We start from the raw sequence: 16,674 nt of genomic DNA on the forward strand, positions 1-16,674 counted from the left end.
TTATGTAGTGAAGGCGCTGCTTAGGTGACGACGATCTCAACCGCGCGCGGTGTGTCCTGGTGAAGACTCGGTAACGATTCCAGGTTCCGCCGCAACGCATCTGCATGTTGCGAGATTAAGTCGTGCGAGGCCGGCTCCGTGGTCGTGAAGCGAAGCGTCAGGACGAAATGCGAAAGCATCAGCGTCAATTGGCAGCCTGGCAGCAGCGCGGGATCGAGCGGCACGGTGAGATGCCACGGGCTGCGCGAAAACACGGCCGGGTTCGCGCAGAAATCGGCGACGCTCGAGACGATCGAATCGACCAGCGGGCTCGACTGCTGCGCGGTGTTCAACGCGCCGACGGTGAGTGCGGCGGGCGCCGGCTCGACGCGACCGTGACGAGGCTGCGGCGGCGGAGCGGGATGAGCCGGTTGGGGCGCTTGAGGCGAAGCGGGTACGACGGCGGAAGCCGGCGCGGCTGCGGGTTTGCCTGGGCAAGCCGGTGACGTCGTCGCGCCGCGCAACGCGGCGATGAGGTTCGCGTGCGCGGCGCCGGTTGCCGGTATGCCGCTGCGGCGCCCGGGTTGAGCGAAAGAGGGGTTCTGAGCGCCGCTGTTGCCGCCGTGCTCACCGCCGTTGCTGCCGGAGCCGCCACCGCCACCGCCGTTTTGATCCGGCTTTTGCGAGACCGGCGCGCAGGGCAGTCCGGCGAGGGCCGCTTCGCCCTGCGCGGCAGTGTCGGTGGGCGGCGTCTCGCCGGCCGCGCGCGCCGGTTCGTGTTCCGGCGCGCCGGTTTGCTTCGCTTCGCCGGTTGTGTCGGATGTGGCATCCTGTTCCGCCTCCTGATCGTCCGCGCGGCACACCGCATCGCGATGCGCGTTGAACAGCGCCGCGAGCCGCCGCATTTCAGGGGTGTCCGGGTGGGCGCGCACGGGCTCGCGCGCCGGCTCCGGTCCGGCAATCACATGGACGCGATGGGTCGCCGAGCTGTGCATGATGAAGGCCCCCGGCTTAGATCATCAAACGGCCGACCGGCTGCAGGTCGATATGCGCGCCGAGTTCCTGATACGAATACACCGGCAGCCAGCCGAGGCGCGACTCGATCATCCGCTTCACGTAGCGGCGAATATCCATCGACGCGATCACCGCCAGCTGGCCGCGCGGCACTTCGCCGACCAGTTGCACGAGGTTGTCGACCAGGTGGCCGATCTCGTCGGGCGGCAGCGCGAGGAAGTTGCCGGTCGGCGTCTGCTTGATGGACTGGCGGATGTGCTGTTCCACCTGCACGTCGACCAGCACCGCCGGCAGATCGCGCGGGCCGCCGGTCGCGCGATACGCGATCATCCGGCCCAGATCGATGCGGATGTACTCGGTGAGCATCAGCATGTCTTTTTCTTTCGGCCCCCATGTGATCAGGCTCTCCGTGATGCTGCGGATATTGCGGATCGGCACCTGTTCCTCGAGCAGGCGGCGCAGCACGTCGGCCATTTTCTGCAGCGGCAGCGCCTTCTGCACTTCGGCGACCAGACCCGGATAGTCGGTTTCGAGCTGATCGAGCATCCATTGCGTTTCCTGGATGCCGAGAAACAGATGCGCGTTGATGCGCAACAGCGCAATGGTGTGCTGGGCGATGATGCTTTCCGGCTTGCGCTGCGCGGGCTTCGATGCCGCTTCGGCCTCCTCTTCGGCGGGCTGCGCGCCGGCCTGCCGCGCGAGCAGCGCGGTCAGCTCGGGCGGTTCGCCCGCGCCGGCGGCGAGATTCGCGCGCGCGTGCGGCACGTCGTAGATCACCACTTCATAGGTGTCGGCGGGCAGCGTCTCGTCGCTCCACATCATGATGCCGGGGAACGGCAGGCCGACTTCGGCCTGCAACGTCGCCCGCTGGGTGTCGAAGGCTTTGTCGAGCGCTTCGGCGGCGAGGCGCGCGCTCAGGTCCTTCGACATGCGCACGCCGATCGGGCAGGTGAATTGCGGCGGACGCGGCAGGATCGACGGCGCGTCGCCTTTCGCGCCGGCGCGTTGCAGCGCGCCGACCGGCTTGCCGGTGCCGCCGGCCGGTTTGCCCGATTTCTTTTGCAGCCGGTATGCGACGAACGCGAGCAGGCCCGACAGCAGCACGAAGAGCGCCGCCGGAAAACCCGGCACCACGGCGAAACCGAGCAGCAGCACGGATGCGAAGTAGAGCGCGCGCGAGCTGCCGCCGAACTGGCGGGTGATGTCTTCGCCGAGCGAACGGTCCTCGCCTTCGTGCGCGTCGTCGCCGACGCGCGTGATCATGACGCCGGCCGCGACCGAGATCAGCAGCGATGGAATCTGCGACACCATCGCGTCGCCGATCGACAGCACCGAGAAGCGGTTGGCCGCGTCGCCCGCGGTCATGCCGTGGTACGCGACACCCACCGCGATGCCGGCCACGATATTGATCATCGTGATCATCAGGCCGGCGATCGCATCGCCCTTGACGAACTTCATCGCGCCGTCCATGCCGCCGTGCAGCTGGCTTTCGACCGCGAGCAGCGTGCGCCTTTTGCGCGCCTCTTCGGGCGTGAGGATATTAGCGCGCAAGTCGGCGTCGATACTCATCTGTTTGCCCGGCATCGCGTCGAGCGTAAAGCGCGCGCCGACTTCGGCGACCCGTTCCGAGCCTTTCGCGATCACGATGAACTGCACCACCGCGATAATCATGAACACCACGAGGCCGACCACCAGGTTGCCGCCCACCACCAGTTCGCCGAAGCTCTCGATGATGTCGCCGGCGTCCGCATGCAACAGGATCGACTTGGTCGAGGCGATGTTCAGCGAGAGCCGGAACAAGGTGGTGAACAACAGCATCGACGGAAAAGAAGAAAGCGAGGTGATGCTGCCCACATACATGGTCACCATCAGCAGCGTCACGCTGATGGTGATGTTGATGGACAGCAGAATGTCGATCACGAGGGTCGGCAGCGGCAGGATCATCAGGGAGATGATCGCCACCAGCAGCACCGCGATGCCGGCCTCGCCGAAGCCGGGAATCTTGAAGGTCTTGAACATGGACTTACTCCGTGATTGACGCTTTCGCGCCGCTGAGGCCGCTCACCCAGCGAAGAATCGCTGCGACGACCTCGAATAACTCTTCGGGAATCGGCTGGTTTTCCGCCACTTTGTAGAGCAGCCGCGCGACCGGCGGATTGGCGACGATCGAAATGCCGAGGTCGGCGGCCTGGCGGCGCAGCAGCAGCGCCTGTTCGTCGAGCCCTTTGGCGATCACCACCGGCAGCGGGAATTCGCTCGGGTCGTAGCGCAGCGCGACCGCGTAGTGAACCGGGTTGACCACCACCACATTGGCGCGCTTGAGACCGCCTTTGGGACCTTCGTTCGCCAGCTTGTGCGCGAGCTTCTTGCGCTCGCCCTTAACCTCCTGGTTGCCGTCGCTTTCCTTGTGTTCGCGCTTGACTTCGTCCTTGCTCATCTTGTGTTTTTTGATGAACATCATGGCCTGCAGCTTGTAGTCCACCGCGGCGATCACGATGAACACGCCGAGCGCGGTGGCGAGCACCTTCATCACCACCGACCACAGCACCTGGATCAGCTGCGCGAGCGGCTGTTCGAGCGCGCTCGCGACCACCGGCATTACCGAGACGATCGCCTCGCGCATCACCGCGACAACGAGCACGCCTTTGACGGTCATCTTCGCCAGATCGAGCAGCGAGTTTGCCGAGAATATCTTCTGCAACCCGGATGCGGGGTTGACCGCGTCGAACTTCGGATTGACCGCTTCGAACGAGAACTGCAGGCCGGTTTGCGGCGCGAGTGCGAGAATTGCCGCGAACAGTCCGACGGCCGCGACCCCGCAGACCATGCCGACCGCGTGGCCGGCCATGTCGGCGAGCGTGACGTACAGGTCGTCCATCGAACGTGGGCCGCTCAGGAAATCGATCGAACTCTTCACGACTCCGCGTAACGAGTCGACCAGATAGTGCTGGCCGGCTTGCAGGACCACCAGCATGGCGCCGAGGCACGCGACTTCGACCACGTCCGTGCTCTTCGCAACCTCGCCTTTTTCGCGGGCCTTGCGCAGTTTCTGTTCTGAGGGCTCTTCGGTTTTGTCGTCGCTCATGGCTTGCTTCTCGCTGTGCTGGCTTTCTGCTTGGTGACTGGCGCAGGTCACGGCGCTTGCCGGTTACCCCAGACAGACCTTATCCGCCCGCGCCCTTGCGCCGGCCGGCCGATGCGAAGCGTGGGCGGCGCGTGCGAAGCAATGCGGGTTGCGCCGTCGCTTCGCAAATTGGTGTGCGACTTCGTGCGGCACGCCGGCCGCGAAGCTGTGGCGACGTAATGTGTGGATCAAGTTCGGCTGATCGTGCAGGGCGTGGGACAGGCTTCCCACCGCTCTGGAACTCCTGGGGAAAAGAAATGAATCAACAGAAGGCACAAGCGAAATGTCCACCGGCGGCGCTCGGCTGTCTCGTCGATCTGGTCAGTGCCGCATTCGCGGCCACGAGCGGGCTCGGGGCCAAGGTCGACGTCGACGACATCGAGCAGATGGTCGATACCTTGCATGTGTTGCGTCCCGCGTTCGCGGACTTCGAATTCTTCGATGGCTGGCTGCATCTGTTGCGCCGCGACTGGGCCAGCGCGGAGACGGTTTATCGCGGCCTGATCGAGCGTTCGGTGTGCGTGCCGGCCAGCAAAGGCATGCTGCTGCGCTGCCTGAAATCGAGCAAGACTTTCGGCTGGCAGGACGAAGCCAGAAAGCTCGCCGACGAGTACCGCGACCACGAGGTGGGGCGGCTCGCCAGGGTCTATCTGGCGGGCGACGATCTTCAGGAAGCGTATGCGGCCGCGCGGCGCACCGGTCATTTCGTGGCGCCGGAATCGGCGCGCGAACTCGACCAGGGTGCGCCGGTGAGTCATGCCAAAGCCGACGCACCGGCGGCGGCGCCGACCGGCGATATGTTGCTGTCGATGCAGTACATCCGTATTTGAGGACGCCGCACCCGCCGACGCTCAGGTATCTGAACGCGGAGTCATAGTCACCGCGGCGAGCCGTGTCGGCGCGCAGCGGCTTTCATGGGAGACATGCACGTGGACATATCGATGATGATGTCGCAGCTCCACCCGCAAATCGCCCAGACCGGCGCGAGCGCAGGGGCCGAATCCGCGCCGGCGGTCACGCCGGAGCAGGCCGACCGCTTCCAGGCGCTGATGTCGCAGGGCGTGCCGACTCCGCCGGTGCAGAGCGTCCCGGAACATCCGGATCACAACATCGTTGCGCGCGCCGTGTCGGAACAGGCCGATTACTACCGGCAGGTGCCGAACGACATGATGTACCTGATGCATCACATGAGTTCGCTGTCGATGGAGCGCATGGCGGCGGCCAACATGACGGTGCAGATGGAAATCTCCAGTCTCAACGCCGATCTTCAGGTGAAGATGGCCGCGGTTCAGTCGTCGAAAGACGCCGTTCAGACCTTGATGAAGAACCAATAACATGTCGATCCTCGAACACACCCCCGCGCGCTGGCGCAAGCTGCTGCCCTGTCTCGCCCTCGTGTTCCTGCTGGGCGGCTGCCAGAAGGAGCTATACGGTCAACTGACCGAGCGCGACTGTAACGAGATCGTCGCCGCGCTCGTGCCATACGGTGTCGATGCGCAGAAGAGCACGCCCGACGGCGGCAAGACGTGGTCGGTGAGCGTCGACGAAAAGCAGATCGTGCACGCAATGGAAATTCTGCGCGCGCGCGGCATTCCGTCGAAGAAATTCGACGACCTCGGCACGCTCTTCAAGAAAGACGGCCTCGTCTCCACGCCGACCGAAGAGCGCGTGCGCTTCATCTACGGTCTGTCGCAGGAACTCGACGACACGCTGTCGAAAATCGACGGCGTGGTCGAAGCCCGCGTGCAGATCGTGCTGCCGAACAACGATCCGCTGGCGGAATCGGCCAAGCCTTCGTCGGCGGCGGTGTTCATCAAGTATCGCGCGGATGCGAACGTCGAAACGCTGACACCGGCCATCAAGAACCTCGTCGTCCACAGTATCGAAGGGCTGACCTACGACCAGGTCAGCGTGACCTCGGTGCCGGCGGACCCGCTCAATCTGCCGTTGCCGGACAACCAGCGCGGCGGCTGGCTGACGTTCGTCGCCATCGCGCTGGGGATCGTGCTGATCGGTCTCGCCGGCGCGCTGGTGGTGTGGCGCGACAAGCTGCCTCGCCTGACGCCGGACAGTCTCGCGCAGTTTCTGCCGAAGCGTGGCGCCCGCGCGGCCAAGACGCCGAAGGCCGCGGCGTGAGAGCGCCGCGCCGCGCGGTTGAGCGTGCCGGATAAGCAGCGGCAGTCACGGAGAGGGACATGGGCGGCGAGATCGCGGGCGACACGAGCGGCAACCTGGGCGGCAACGTCGGCGAAGACTTCGGCAACAACGGTGGAAACGGCGGTGGAAACAATGGAGACCACAGCGGCGACTACAACGGAGGCCACAGCGGCAACCACAGCGGCGGCGCGGTCGACGTAATGTTCGACGACGGGTTCGATGCCGTGTTCGACGACGCGGCGCCGGACCCGCAAGCGCAACAAGCTGCATCGTCTCAGGACGCCGACCCGCTGGCGCCGCTCGCCACCGTCCTGGCAGGCTGCATCGCCGACTATTATCGGCGCCGCCGCACGCTGTTCGAGTGGCTGCACCCGCAGCGTCTTGCGGCGTTTGCGTATGCGCCGTTGCTGCCCGCGCTCGACGAGCGCCGCACGGCGCAGCTCGCCGAAACGTGGCTCGAGCGTCTCGGCATGCAGCCGGCGCCGCTGCTGTCGTTCACCGATCCGAGTTTCCCGCTCACCCAGTTGCCGCTGCCCGACAGCCTATGCGTGCTGCGCATGCGCGCGCTGCTCGAACACGTCGACGAAGTGCGTTCGTGGATCGACCGGCCACGCCGCCTGCGGCTCAACCAGTGGCTCGGGCCGCAGCTGGCGCGCGCGCTGCTCGCCCAGCGCGGCGGCCTCGCGGGCAGCAATCTGCCGCTGGCCGCGGAACCGACTGCGGATGCGCTCGCGTGGCGGGGTTTTCGCCTGTTCGAACGGGACTGCGGCTGGGGCGCCGATCATCCGATGCAGCTCGTGCAGTTCGCGTTATCGGACGATAGTGCGCTCGCCGCGCCGCTCGATCCCGCCGAGCATGCGAAAGTCAGTCCTGCAAGCGACACGCTCATTTCTCAACTGCCTGAACTATTTGCGGCGCGCTCATGCTGATCTGGTTACGTCATTCGAAGGGCGCGGACGAAGGCGCACAGGCCGGGGTCGGTGTGTGCGGCGACGTGCTGCGCGGTGAGGATCTGGCGACGCTGGTCGAGGTCGATGCCGCCTATCACGCGCTGAACGAGCGTTGTGCGGCGTTGCTGGACGAAGCGCGCGCGCAGGCCGACGCCGTGCTCGCCGCCGCCCAGGCCGAAGCGAGCGAGCTGATCGACCAGGCCCAGATGTTTTACGCCAGCGCGTATCAGACGGGTTATGAAGGCGGCTGGCAGGAAGCGCTGACCGCGTGGCACGAACGCAGTCTGCAGACGCAGACAGGGATGCCGTCGATTGGACAGCGGCAGCGCGAACGGCTTGCGCAACTGGTCGCGCTGGCGGTCGAGCAGATCGTGTTCAGCGCCGATCCGGTGATGCTGTTCAGGCAGGCGGCGACGCACGTCGAGGGCATCATCGCCGACGGCAGTCCGCTGAAAGTGCGCGTGCATCCCGACGATCTTGCATCGGCCGCCGCCGCGTTCGACGACATCTCGCGTACCTGGCGCGAGGCCGGCCGCTCGGTGAGGTTGCAGGTGAGCGGCGACGCGCAGCTGGAGCGCGGCGCGTGCGTGTGCGAAGCCGATCTCGGCGCGATCGACGCCAGCTTGCCGCAGCAACTGGACGCGATCAATGCGGCGTTGGCGCGTGCCGTGCAGGGTTTGCCGGACGACGAAGACGATACGGCCGCGCAGGCGCCGGGCGAATACGGCGTGCAAGCCGATGCCGCCGTTCGGGTCGACGCCGGCATGGACCTCGGCGCGCCGGCGCTTCACCTCGATCCGCCCGATGCGATGCGGCCGGAACCGGATCACGCGCAGACGCTGCCGCCGGACCTGGACGAAGACGATGTCTTCGCCGACGCGGTCGCCGCGATCGACGGACCACACGATGCCGGCGCCGTATCCGAAGCCGGCGAACTGAACACCGCCTGACTGTTTATCCTGGACCGCTCAACGCCGACTAAGGCCGACTAATACCGCCCAACACCACCGGCACTGCATGGCACGCCGTCTTCCTCCCGCCCACGGACCCTTCACGATGATCACACCCGATACCGTCGCCGATCTGGATCTCGCACCCGCCGGCCCCGCCGCGGACCAACAGGCCGGCGCACGCCGCTTCGATCTGATGGCCGATGCGATCGAGCGCGAACTGCGCGCGCGTCCGCGGCCCGCTGCCGCCGGCAAGGTGCAGGAAGTGATCGGCACCTTGCTGAAGGTCAGCGGACTCGATGCGACGCTCGGTGAGCTGTGCGAGTTGCGTTCCCCGCAAGGCGCGTTGCTGCAAAGCGCCGAGGTGGTCGGCTTTTCGCGCGATATCGCGTTGCTGTCGCCGTTCGGGCGGCTCGGCAACATCTCGCGCGAGACTCGCGTGATCGGCCTGAAACGGCCGCTGGCGATCCGCATCGGCGACGGGCTGCTGGGCCGCGTGATCGACAGCCTCGGTCAGCCGATCGACGGCAAAGGCGAACTCGATTGCCACGAATTCCAGCCGGTATTCGCCGATCCGCCCACGCCGATGAGCCGCCCCGTCATCGACAAACCGATGCCGACCGGCGTGCGTGTGGTCGACGGCATGATGACGCTGGCCGAAGGGCAGCGGATGGGCATCTTCGCGCCGGCCGGCGCCGGCAAGAGCACCTTGATGGGGATGTTCGCGCGCGGCGCGCAATGTGACATCAACGTGATCGCGCTGATCGGCGAACGCGGCCGCGAGGTGCGCGAATTCGTCGAACACATTCTCGGACCGCAAGGGATGGCGCGCTCGGTGGTGGTGTGCGCGACCTCGGACCGTTCGTCGATCGAACGTGCGAAGGCGGCGTATGCGGCCACCGCCGTAGCCGAATACTTTCGCGACCGCGGCTTGCGCGTGTTGCTGATGATGGATTCGCTGACGCGCTTTGCCCGCGCGCAACGCGAGATCGGCCTTGCGATGGGCGAGCCGCCGACGCGCCGCGGTTTTCCGCCGTCGATCTTCGCCGAATTGCCGCGCCTGCTCGAACGCGCGGGCCTCGGCGTGCGCGGCTCGATCACCGCGCTCTACACCGTGCTCGCCGAAGACGAATCGGGCGGCGACCCGATCGCCGAGGAGGTGCGCGGGATTCTCGACGGCCACATGATTCTGTCGCGCGAGATCGCCGCGCAGAACCGCTATCCGGCGATCGACGTGCTGGGCAGCCTGTCGCGCGTGATGACCCAGGTGGTGCCGCGCGAGCACGTCGCGTCGGCCGGTCATATCCGGCGGCTGATGGCGAGGCACAAGGAAGTCGAACTGCTGCTGCAGGTCGGCGAATATCAGAGCGGCGCCGATGCGCTGGCCGACGAGGCAATCCGCAAGATCGACATGATCCGTCAGTTCCTCGGCCAGGAAACCGATCAACTGGTCGGCGCCGACGTCACGGTGGATCTGCTGCATCAGATCGCGCACGGCTAGGCACGCGGAGGCTCACGATGAAAGATCGCCGGGTCGTTTCGCTCGAGCGGGTGCTATCGCGCCGCAAGACGCTCGAGCGCAAGCTCAACGACGCGCTGCTGGTGTTGCGCGGCGAGCAGCAGGCGCTCGAAGGCGCGCTCGCGCAATGCCGCCAGGCGGTCGACCAGCAGACCCTCGTGCTGCGCGAGCAGAACCGCAAGCTCGACGAGATGATGAGCCAGACGTTTCAGCCCGACGCGTATCTGCGGCTGCGCGAACATCAGATTGCGACGGCCCAGCGGCACTCGCTGCTGGAGAATCAGGCGAACGAGGCGGCGCATCAGGTTGCCGGCAAACAGCAGCAGGTGGCTCAAGGCCGCGCGCAGATCGTGCAGAACCGCGCGCGCATCGATATCTACGCGAAGCGGCGCGACAAGTTGTGCCGCGAGATCGAGACGGCCGTCGAGGACGCCCAGGACGAGGAGGCGTCGGAAAGCCGGCGGCCTGGTCCGCGGCCGTTCTGAGACCGGCTGTCTCGATCTCGCCGCTTCACGTCATTGACCAAAGAAACCGGACCCCTGGACCCACACCATGAGCAGCCTCAGTTATAGCGCGATCGAATCGAGTCACAAGCTGGTCGGCTACCTGATCATGCTCGCGTTGTGCAGCGAGCGCCTGATGGTGCTGATGATGATTTTTCCGCCGACCAGCGACAACGTCGTGCAAGGCCGTTTGCGCACCGCGCTGGCGCTGCTGTGGGGCGGCTTCGCCGCGTACGGCCAGCACGACGCGCTGATGGTGCAAAGTCCGCTGATGCTGATCGGCATCGGCCTGAAGGAAGGGCTGATCGGCGTCGGTCTCGGCTTCGCGGCCTCGAGCGTTTTCTGGGCCGCGGAAAGCGTCGGCACCTATGTCGACGATCTGACCGGCTTCAACAACATCCAGATGACCAACCCCAGCCAGGGGCAGCAAACCTCGCTGACGTCGGCGCTGCTCAGCCAGTTCGCGATTGCGGCGTTCTGGCTGCTGGGCGGCATGATGTCGCTACTCGGCGCGATCTACCAGTCGTATCAATGGTGGCCGCTCGACGACCTGACGCCGGCCGGCGGCGCGATCATCGAATCTTTCGTGATGCACAAGACCGACTCGCTGATGGAGACCGTCGCGAAGCTGGCGACGCCGATGATGCTGTTGCTGCTGCTGATCGACATCGGCTTTGGCTTTACCGGCAAGGTGTCGTCGAAGCTGAATCTGAGTTCGCTCGCGCAGCCGGTCAAAGGCTTGCTGACGGTATTGATGCTCGCGCTGCTTGCCAGCGTGTTCATCGACCAGGTGCGCGGCCAGCTCGCGCTGACCGGCATAGCGGCCGAAGCGCAAGCAATGGCGCATGGCCAGGTGTCGAGCAAGATGCAGGGCCGGAAACAGGACGGCCGCTAGATTGAACGGGGATTCTGGACGACGGGTATGCACGCTGTGAAACGGGACCGGGGGATGGCTCAGGAGGGCGCTTGCGTTGCTGGCCGCGCCTGAGATCGAGCCGGATCCGTTTGCGCGGCGGTATGAAACTTCCCGGCCCGCATGATCCGATGCCTGCGGGCCGGCTTGTGTCTAGCGATATTCCGCGGGCACCGGCATCTCCCGGTCGACCCGGTCCATCGTCGTGAACGACACGTTATCCGCAACGAACTCGCGCTGTGCGCTCATTGCCTTGCGCGTGCCGAGATGCAGCAGCACGTTCGGCCCATACGAGCGGTCGCTGCCGGTGGTTTCCCGGCCCTTCAGTTCGATCGGCATGTACGACTCGGGATCGTCGAGAATGCGCGCGTTGGCGTCGGCCAATGCGATCACTTCAGGGTCGTCCGGATCGCGCGGCTGCATCTGCTCGTGCAGCGCCTGATTGAGATCAAGCGCCCGCGCCGCGTGCTCGCGCAACCGGTGGCGCGTGAACAGCGTCTGACTGGGCCGCCAGTTCGCGCGCGCATTCGACAGATGCTCGTCGACCTTCTCGTGGGCGGCCCTGATTGCCGCCTCGTCCGGCGCCTGGCCGGCGGGTGTCGTCTCGGCGGCGAACAGGTGGACCCACTTGTCGCGCTCGCTCTCCACCGCCTCGATGTACGCGCTGGCGCTTGCGAATTCGCGATCGAGCGAGCAGGCCCGATGATTCAGTTGCGCGCCGTTGCGCACCAGTTGCAGCCGCGCCGACATTCGCGTGTTGCGGAACGTGATGTTCCAGGACGGCGTGTCGAGCGACAACACGCCGAGACCGAGCAGCCGGCCATTGGGCTTGCCGTCCTTGTCGTAGATCTGCTTGCCGACCGGTATGCTCGCCGACAGGCCCAGGCCGAGCCGGCCGATAAGCCGGCTGCCGCCGCCGCGCCGGTGTTGTTCGACCTGAATCGCGCCGTCGCCGCCAGGCGATTCCTGTTTTTGCCGATAGTCGTGAATCGACGCGATGCCGATCGACGGCCCGATCCCGACCGGCAACAAACTCCGTTCGACCTTGCTGCTCACCGAGCCGTCGGTCGGATCCGTCGAGAGGACGTGATGGATGCTTTCGGGCGGCCTGACGGTCAGGCTGCCGGTGAGCGAAGCGCCGCTGCTGTGATTGCTGCTGCGGGTGTCGGTCCACGCGGCGCTGACGCCGGGGTCGTCGAAATAACGGGCGAACACGTGCTCGGACGCGCTGGCCGGAACGGCCTCGCCTTCGGCCTGAGCGGCTTCGTCGAACAGCGAGGCAACGATGTTCGCGGCTTTCTCCAGCATGACCCTATCGTCATAGCCGGAGCCGTCGGCCTTCACCGGACGTTCGATGCCGATTGTCACGCCCGTCGAATTGCCGCGGTCGCCCGCGTGGAACACGACGTTCAGCGCGCCGCCGGCGCGCGCTTCGGCCAGACCCATATCGAACTTATAGCCGGCGAACACACCGCCTTCGACGTGCGTCGACAGCCGCTCCGCGGTGCCGATGAAAATTTCGATGCCGTGCGTGGAGCGGGCCAGTTCGACCACGGCGTCCTTCGCATGGATCGCGCGCAGGTTGGCCTGCACGGATAGCGGCACACCCGCCGCGTGAATCAGGTTGCTGAGCGTGACCGACACGCCGCGCGTGCTGCCGCCGAAGTGATGGCCGTCGCTCAGACGCAGCCGCGAGCCGCTCTTCAGCGAGCCGGCGACTTCGACCAGCAATTCGCGTGCGGCTTCGACACTGCGCGTTTCAAGCTTTTTTTCCGGCGGACTGCTGACTTTACGCAGGATATCGACCTGTTGCGAGAGCGTCGAATCCTTGTCCGCCCGAACCGGCGCCACCTTGTCGGCGATTTTGCGCAGCACGCCGATCTGATGCCAGAACGGTGAGTCCTCGCCCTTCGGCAGGCGCGCGACGGTGCCCCACTTTTCGAGCAGGTCGATTGAAAAATGGCGGTGCGCGAGGGACCTGAACGGCTGCGTCGAGCGCAGTTCCGCGTCAGGCAGCCGGCTGAAGGCCGCGAGCCGTTCGCGTACGTCAGCCGGCGCATCGGCGGATAACTCGACGGCTTTGTGCGCGACCTGCCGCAATTCGTCAGGCTCGATCCGGCCGGTCGGGAAGCCGCCGGCCTGCAGCCACACATGCAGGCCCGCGAGTTCCACCAGCGAGCCGACCGGGTCGGCGTGCGTGAGGGCCGCGGCGGCCGAGAGCGGGGCGACTGGCGTGGGGGCGGGCGTGGCCGTGGCCGTGGATGCCGTGAGCGCCGCCGGCGGACCGCCCGCAGCACCGGTCGCCTGTCCCTCGACCTGAGGTTGGGCCACGGGGTTCGCGGGCTGAGCGGGCACGGCTTCCGGCACCGCCGTCAATGCCGTGAGCGCCGCCTGCATCGAAACCTTCAGTGCGTTCTGTTCTTTCTTCAGCGTGTCGCGCGGCACGCCGCCGAGTCCCAGCGTGCTCGCCGTCACCGGCGACTTGTTCATGCCGAGCATCCGCTTGGGCGCCGTGATGGCGCGCGACAAACGCGAGGCGGCCACGCGCGGAATCGACGTGCGCGTGAACTTCTGCAGCCGATGATTTTTCTTCGACGCCTCGGTGCCGGCCGCTTCGCTGCGATCGCCCTGGCGCCAGGCGAACAGCATGTGCTTCTGCCGTTCGTTCATTGCCGCTTCGCCGTGGTCCAGCAGATGGGTTGCCGCATCGAAGGCCTCGAGGGCGAACTCGCTGCCGGGGGTGCCGTCGCGGCGTGCCTGTGCCGCAATCCCGGCGGGCAACGCATCGACATCGGCGCCCGGCAGCGAGGCCATATGATCGGTTGCGCTGAGCAGCGCGTGAACGGCTCGCGCCTCCGTGCCGTTGGCGAACGGTTGGCCGCCCGCCGTGCGCAGTGCGCCGAGTGCCTCGAAGCTGTACCGGCCGCCGCGCGACAGGTTGCGCATCGCGAGCAACGCGTGACGGGTGGTCGGATCGTTCGCGAGCGCGGCGCCGCCGTGCACGATGTCGTTGATCGACAACGTCTGCATCCGCGCGGAAACCTGTTCGGCCATGCGCGGATCGCCAATGCCCACGTTGCGCAAGGCCGTCACGATCATCGAGCCGTAGCTCGTCGGCCCGGCGCCGGGAGGGGCGCCGAGCGCGGCCAGACGGGTGGTCAACTGGGCTTGCGCGGCAAGGCCGTCGAGCCGATGCGCAAGCGCCGATGCAGGGGCGCCGGCCGGTACGGCAGGGGCGGCCCCCACAGCCGGTGCTGCTGCGGGCTGTGCCGCCGCGCCGGCGACGCGCTCGAAGGCGGCGGCCATATCGGCGGCGAAGTCCGTGGTGTCATCCGCCGGTGCCGCCAGCGGCAGCGCGCCACCGATATTCGCCGCCGCCGGCAACACGCCGCCGGCCTGTACTGCCGGCGCGTCGTCGAGGGCCGGCAGCACGTGCTTGATGAAATCGCGCAACTGCGGTTCGCCGCGCGCGGCCTGCCGCGACAGCGTCGCGGAAAACGACGGCGGATGCCGGGCCGATGTGCCGGCATTATGAGCCCCGGCGGCCGCATGCTTGACCTGTGCGTCGTAGCGCTGGATGCGCGTCGGCGCGGCCGGCGCGGTGGCCGGATGAATGTCCGCATGGGTGCGCAGCGCATAGCGTGGGCGCGCCACGTCGGGTGGTCCGATCGGCGCGCCGGTCTTGCTGTTTTGCACAAAAGGCGCGGCGAAGTCACGTCGGCGATGGCGCATTTTTTCCTGCGCGTGCGCCAGCGCCGAACTCATTTTTTCTCTGGGGTTCAGACCGCTGAGTTTGGCCGGCAGCGACTTGACGGCATTGATGGCCGCGGCGGTTTTCGACGGTTGCGCGGGGACGGCCGGATCGGCTGGCTCGTCCTGCTCTACACGTCCGAGGTTGGGTAGCGTGCGAAGGGCAATCGGGCGGGTAACCATAAGTGGCCTACCTGAATCTGCTGGATTGAGCCGCCCGACGTGCCGGCGTCCCGTTCGCGCAGCGTGCGCGAGCGGGCCCCGGACAGTCCGGCGGCAGAAAGCGCGCGTTCTAGCGGCCTAACGTTTCAGACGGTGCTTCGTTGAACACACTGCGATAACCGTTGATCAGGGTCGAGCGATGCTGGACCCCCCATTTCTTCGCGACGTCGAGGACCCGTGCGACCGGTGCGTCGTCGTCGAGCAGTTCTTCGCGGATGCGTTCCATGCGTTGACGGCGGATCAGTTCGCTCGGCGACAGGCCGAGATGCTTCTTGAACGCGCCTTGCATCGCGCGTTCAGTGACACCGATCTGCGATGCCACCTCGCGCACCGACAGATCCTTCTGATCGAGGTTGTCCATCAGGTAACGATAGGCGCGGCGATACTTGGCCGGCAGACGGGCGCTGACGTCGTCGGCGCGTGGGGCATGGCGCGACTGCGCGGCGCGGTCGGACGCAGGCGTGGAGGCTGACGGCAGCGACACGCTGTCGGCGCGAACGTGCTGGATCGAGGCGAGCGCGTAGCGGCCGTAGAGCGTCGCGAACTCCTGCGTGCGCATCTGTTGCTGCATGATCTTCGCGCGGCAGTACAGATAGTCCAGATACCAGCGCGCGTGCTGGCTGCCGTGAATCGCGGCCGCGCCCGATTGTTCGAGCAGGTCTTCCGCGGCGCTGGTCGCACCGGCGGCGATCGCGCCGAGCGTCATTTCGAGGCACAGGCTGCGGTGGTATTCGTTCAGGCCCATCTTGCGGCTCCACGCAGCATGGTCCTTCAGCGATTCACGCGCAGTCGCGCGGCCGCCGGCGAACGCCTGCAGATGCGTGAGGTAGTCGAGCCGTTGCGCGAGCAGCGGCATCGCGAGGCCGGCCGCCGGAGCAGCCGGCGTGTCCAGCGCCTGCAGACTCGTCACGACCGCGCGCCAGTAGATATGATCGGCGAGCGGCTCGGTGTCGTGTAGCTGGTGCTGGGCGCGCAGATCCTTGCGCAGCATCTCGACCAGATAGGCCCAGCGGCGGTCGGCGTGCGCGGCCGCGCGCACGGCGAGTTCGCTGAGACGGTCGCACGCGGCTTGCACACAACCGAGCTGGAACAGCACCAGGGTTGCGCCGATCATGCTGTCGAGCTGCTGGGCCGGTGTCGCGGCCTTGTCTTCCACCACGCGCTTGAAGCAGGTCAGCGCGACGTGGAACTGGCTGCGAAAGCATGCTTGCCAGCCGGTGTTGCGCACCGACACGATACGCATCGCGTCGCGTGAATGGCGGATTGCCTTCTGCGTTTTGCGGTAGGTTTCTTCGGCTTCTTCGTCACGGCCGAGCACCAGTTCGATGTCGCCGTAGATTTGCAGCGCCGCATACGCCGACGCGGAAGTCTGCGAGGCAAGGGCGTCGCTGTCGGCGAAATTGGCGGCGAGCCGGGCGGCGTCGTGAAGCTGGCCGTCGAGTACTTTGGCTGCGAGCGCGGCAGGGATGCCGTCGCAGGAGAGGACCGAGGAAGCTGCGAAGTAGACCGTCGAGAACATGATGTCGCCCCTGACTGAAAGATGCTGTGGATGGCGGGTATCGAGCCAATGTGCTGAACCTGTGAAGCCATCTT

Annotated in this window: 13 protein-coding genes; 8 read left to right on the top strand and 5 right to left on the bottom strand. The window is 66.4% G+C overall.

Annotated features, from left to right (window positions below; all coding sequences use genetic code 11):
- Positions 1–20: 20 nt before the first annotated feature.
- Genes sctP through ACOSV0_RS27510 form a run of 3 tightly spaced genes read right to left on the bottom strand, consistent with a single transcriptional unit; the run spans position 21 to position 4,078 of the window.
- Positions 21–974: a type III secretion system protein SctP gene (gene sctP / locus ACOSV0_RS27500; RefSeq protein WP_434115457.1), complete on the bottom strand. Its 954-nt coding sequence runs from the start codon at positions 972–974 to the stop codon at positions 21–23.
- Positions 975–990: 16 nt separating this feature from the next.
- A complete protein-coding gene (gene sctV / locus ACOSV0_RS27505) occupies positions 991–3,012 on the bottom strand; it encodes a type III secretion system export apparatus subunit SctV (protein ID WP_434115459.1) in 2,022 nt (673 codons plus the stop codon).
- Between the two features lie 4 nt (positions 3,013–3,016).
- Positions 3,017–4,078 carry an EscU/YscU/HrcU family type III secretion system export apparatus switch protein gene (locus ACOSV0_RS27510; protein ID WP_434115461.1) on the bottom strand — a complete coding sequence of 354 codons (1,062 nt, stop codon included), beginning with the start codon at positions 4,076–4,078 and terminating at the stop codon, positions 3,017–3,019.
- Positions 4,079–4,374: 296 nt separating this feature from the next.
- Here ACOSV0_RS27510 and ACOSV0_RS27515 point away from each other — a divergent pair, with 296 nt between their 5' ends.
- From ACOSV0_RS27515 to sctT, 8 genes are all read left to right on the top strand, one after another.
- Complete coding sequence (locus ACOSV0_RS27515; RefSeq protein WP_434115463.1) at positions 4,375–4,947, top strand: HrpB1 family type III secretion system apparatus protein; 573 nt, start codon at positions 4,375–4,377, stop codon at positions 4,945–4,947.
- Positions 4,948–5,046: 99 nt separating this feature from the next.
- Positions 5,047–5,451 carry a serine kinase gene (locus ACOSV0_RS27520; RefSeq protein WP_434115464.1) on the top strand — a complete coding sequence of 135 codons (405 nt, stop codon included), beginning with the start codon at positions 5,047–5,049 and terminating at the stop codon, positions 5,449–5,451.
- Between the two features lies 1 nt (position 5,452).
- Complete coding sequence (sctJ, locus tag ACOSV0_RS27525; protein ID WP_434115466.1) at positions 5,453–6,253, top strand: type III secretion system inner membrane ring lipoprotein SctJ; 801 nt, start codon at positions 5,453–5,455, stop codon at positions 6,251–6,253.
- Positions 6,254–6,312: 59 nt separating this feature from the next.
- A complete protein-coding gene (locus tag ACOSV0_RS27530) occupies positions 6,313–7,203 on the top strand; it encodes a type III secretion protein HrpB4 (RefSeq protein ID WP_434115468.1) in 891 nt (296 codons plus the stop codon).
- A complete protein-coding gene (sctL, locus tag ACOSV0_RS27535; RefSeq protein WP_434115470.1) occupies positions 7,197–8,174 on the top strand; it encodes a type III secretion system stator protein SctL in 978 nt (325 codons plus the stop codon). Before ACOSV0_RS27530 ends, sctL begins: the two co-directional genes overlap by 7 nt.
- A 196-nt stretch (positions 8,175–8,370) precedes the next feature.
- Positions 8,371–9,675, top strand: a complete 1,305-nt coding sequence (gene sctN, locus ACOSV0_RS27540) for a type III secretion system ATPase SctN (RefSeq protein WP_434116169.1) — start codon at positions 8,371–8,373, stop codon at positions 9,673–9,675.
- A 17-nt stretch (positions 9,676–9,692) separates the two neighbouring features.
- On the top strand, positions 9,693–10,178 hold the full coding sequence (locus ACOSV0_RS27545; protein WP_434115472.1) for a type III secretion system protein: 486 nt from the start codon (positions 9,693–9,695) through the stop codon (positions 10,176–10,178).
- A gap of 67 nt (positions 10,179–10,245) precedes the next feature.
- Entirely contained in the window at positions 10,246–11,091 is an 846-nt protein-coding gene (gene sctT, locus ACOSV0_RS27550; RefSeq protein WP_434115473.1) for a type III secretion system export apparatus subunit SctT, read from the top strand.
- Positions 11,092–11,262: 171 nt separating this feature from the next.
- Here the strand turns inward: sctT and ACOSV0_RS27555 are convergent, their stop codons facing one another.
- Together ACOSV0_RS27555 and ACOSV0_RS27560 are read right to left on the bottom strand one after the other, a co-directional pair.
- The gene (locus ACOSV0_RS27555) at positions 11,263–15,042 is read right to left on the bottom strand and encodes a hypothetical protein (protein WP_434115474.1); all 3,780 of its coding nucleotides are present in this window, start codon (positions 15,040–15,042) and stop codon (positions 11,263–11,265) included.
- 109 nt (positions 15,043–15,151) lie between these two features.
- Positions 15,152–16,600: a helix-turn-helix transcriptional regulator gene (locus ACOSV0_RS27560; RefSeq protein WP_434115476.1), complete on the bottom strand. Its 1,449-nt coding sequence runs from the start codon at positions 16,598–16,600 to the stop codon at positions 15,152–15,154.
- Positions 16,601–16,674: the final 74 nt, after the last annotated feature.

Origin of the sequence: Paraburkholderia caffeinilytica, assembly GCF_051027425.1 — a bacterium.
In the GTDB taxonomy this organism is placed as follows: Bacteria; Pseudomonadota; Gammaproteobacteria; order Burkholderiales; family Burkholderiaceae; genus Paraburkholderia; species Paraburkholderia caffeinilytica_A.

What these genes read in the sequence shown, in the direction of transcription:
- ACOSV0_RS27560 (WP_434115476.1), bottom strand. Translation starts at nt 16,600, where the DNA reads ATGTTCTCGACGGTCTACTTCGCAGCTTCCTCGGTCCTCTCCTGCGAC.
- ACOSV0_RS27545 (WP_434115472.1), top strand. Translation starts at nt 9,693, where the DNA reads ATGAAAGATCGCCGGGTCGTTTCGCTCGAGCGGGTGCTATCGCGCCGC.
- sctN (WP_434116169.1), top strand. Translation starts at nt 8,371, where the DNA reads ATGGCCGATGCGATCGAGCGCGAACTGCGCGCGCGTCCGCGGCCCGCT.
- ACOSV0_RS27515 (WP_434115463.1), top strand. Translation starts at nt 4,375, where the DNA reads ATGAATCAACAGAAGGCACAAGCGAAATGTCCACCGGCGGCGCTCGGC.
- ACOSV0_RS27555 (WP_434115474.1), bottom strand. Translation starts at nt 15,042, where the DNA reads ATGGTTACCCGCCCGATTGCCCTTCGCACGCTACCCAACCTCGGACGT.
- ACOSV0_RS27510 (WP_434115461.1), bottom strand. Translation starts at nt 4,078, where the DNA reads ATGAGCGACGACAAAACCGAAGAGCCCTCAGAACAGAAACTGCGCAAG.
- ACOSV0_RS27530 (WP_434115468.1), top strand. Translation starts at nt 6,313, where the DNA reads ATGGGCGGCGAGATCGCGGGCGACACGAGCGGCAACCTGGGCGGCAAC.
- sctL (WP_434115470.1), top strand. Translation starts at nt 7,197, where the DNA reads ATGCTGATCTGGTTACGTCATTCGAAGGGCGCGGACGAAGGCGCACAG.
- sctJ (WP_434115466.1), top strand. Translation starts at nt 5,453, where the DNA reads ATGTCGATCCTCGAACACACCCCCGCGCGCTGGCGCAAGCTGCTGCCC.
- sctP (WP_434115457.1), bottom strand. Translation starts at nt 974, where the DNA reads ATGCACAGCTCGGCGACCCATCGCGTCCATGTGATTGCCGGACCGGAG.
- sctV (WP_434115459.1), bottom strand. Translation starts at nt 3,012, where the DNA reads ATGTTCAAGACCTTCAAGATTCCCGGCTTCGGCGAGGCCGGCATCGCG.
- sctT (WP_434115473.1), top strand. Translation starts at nt 10,246, where the DNA reads ATGAGCAGCCTCAGTTATAGCGCGATCGAATCGAGTCACAAGCTGGTC.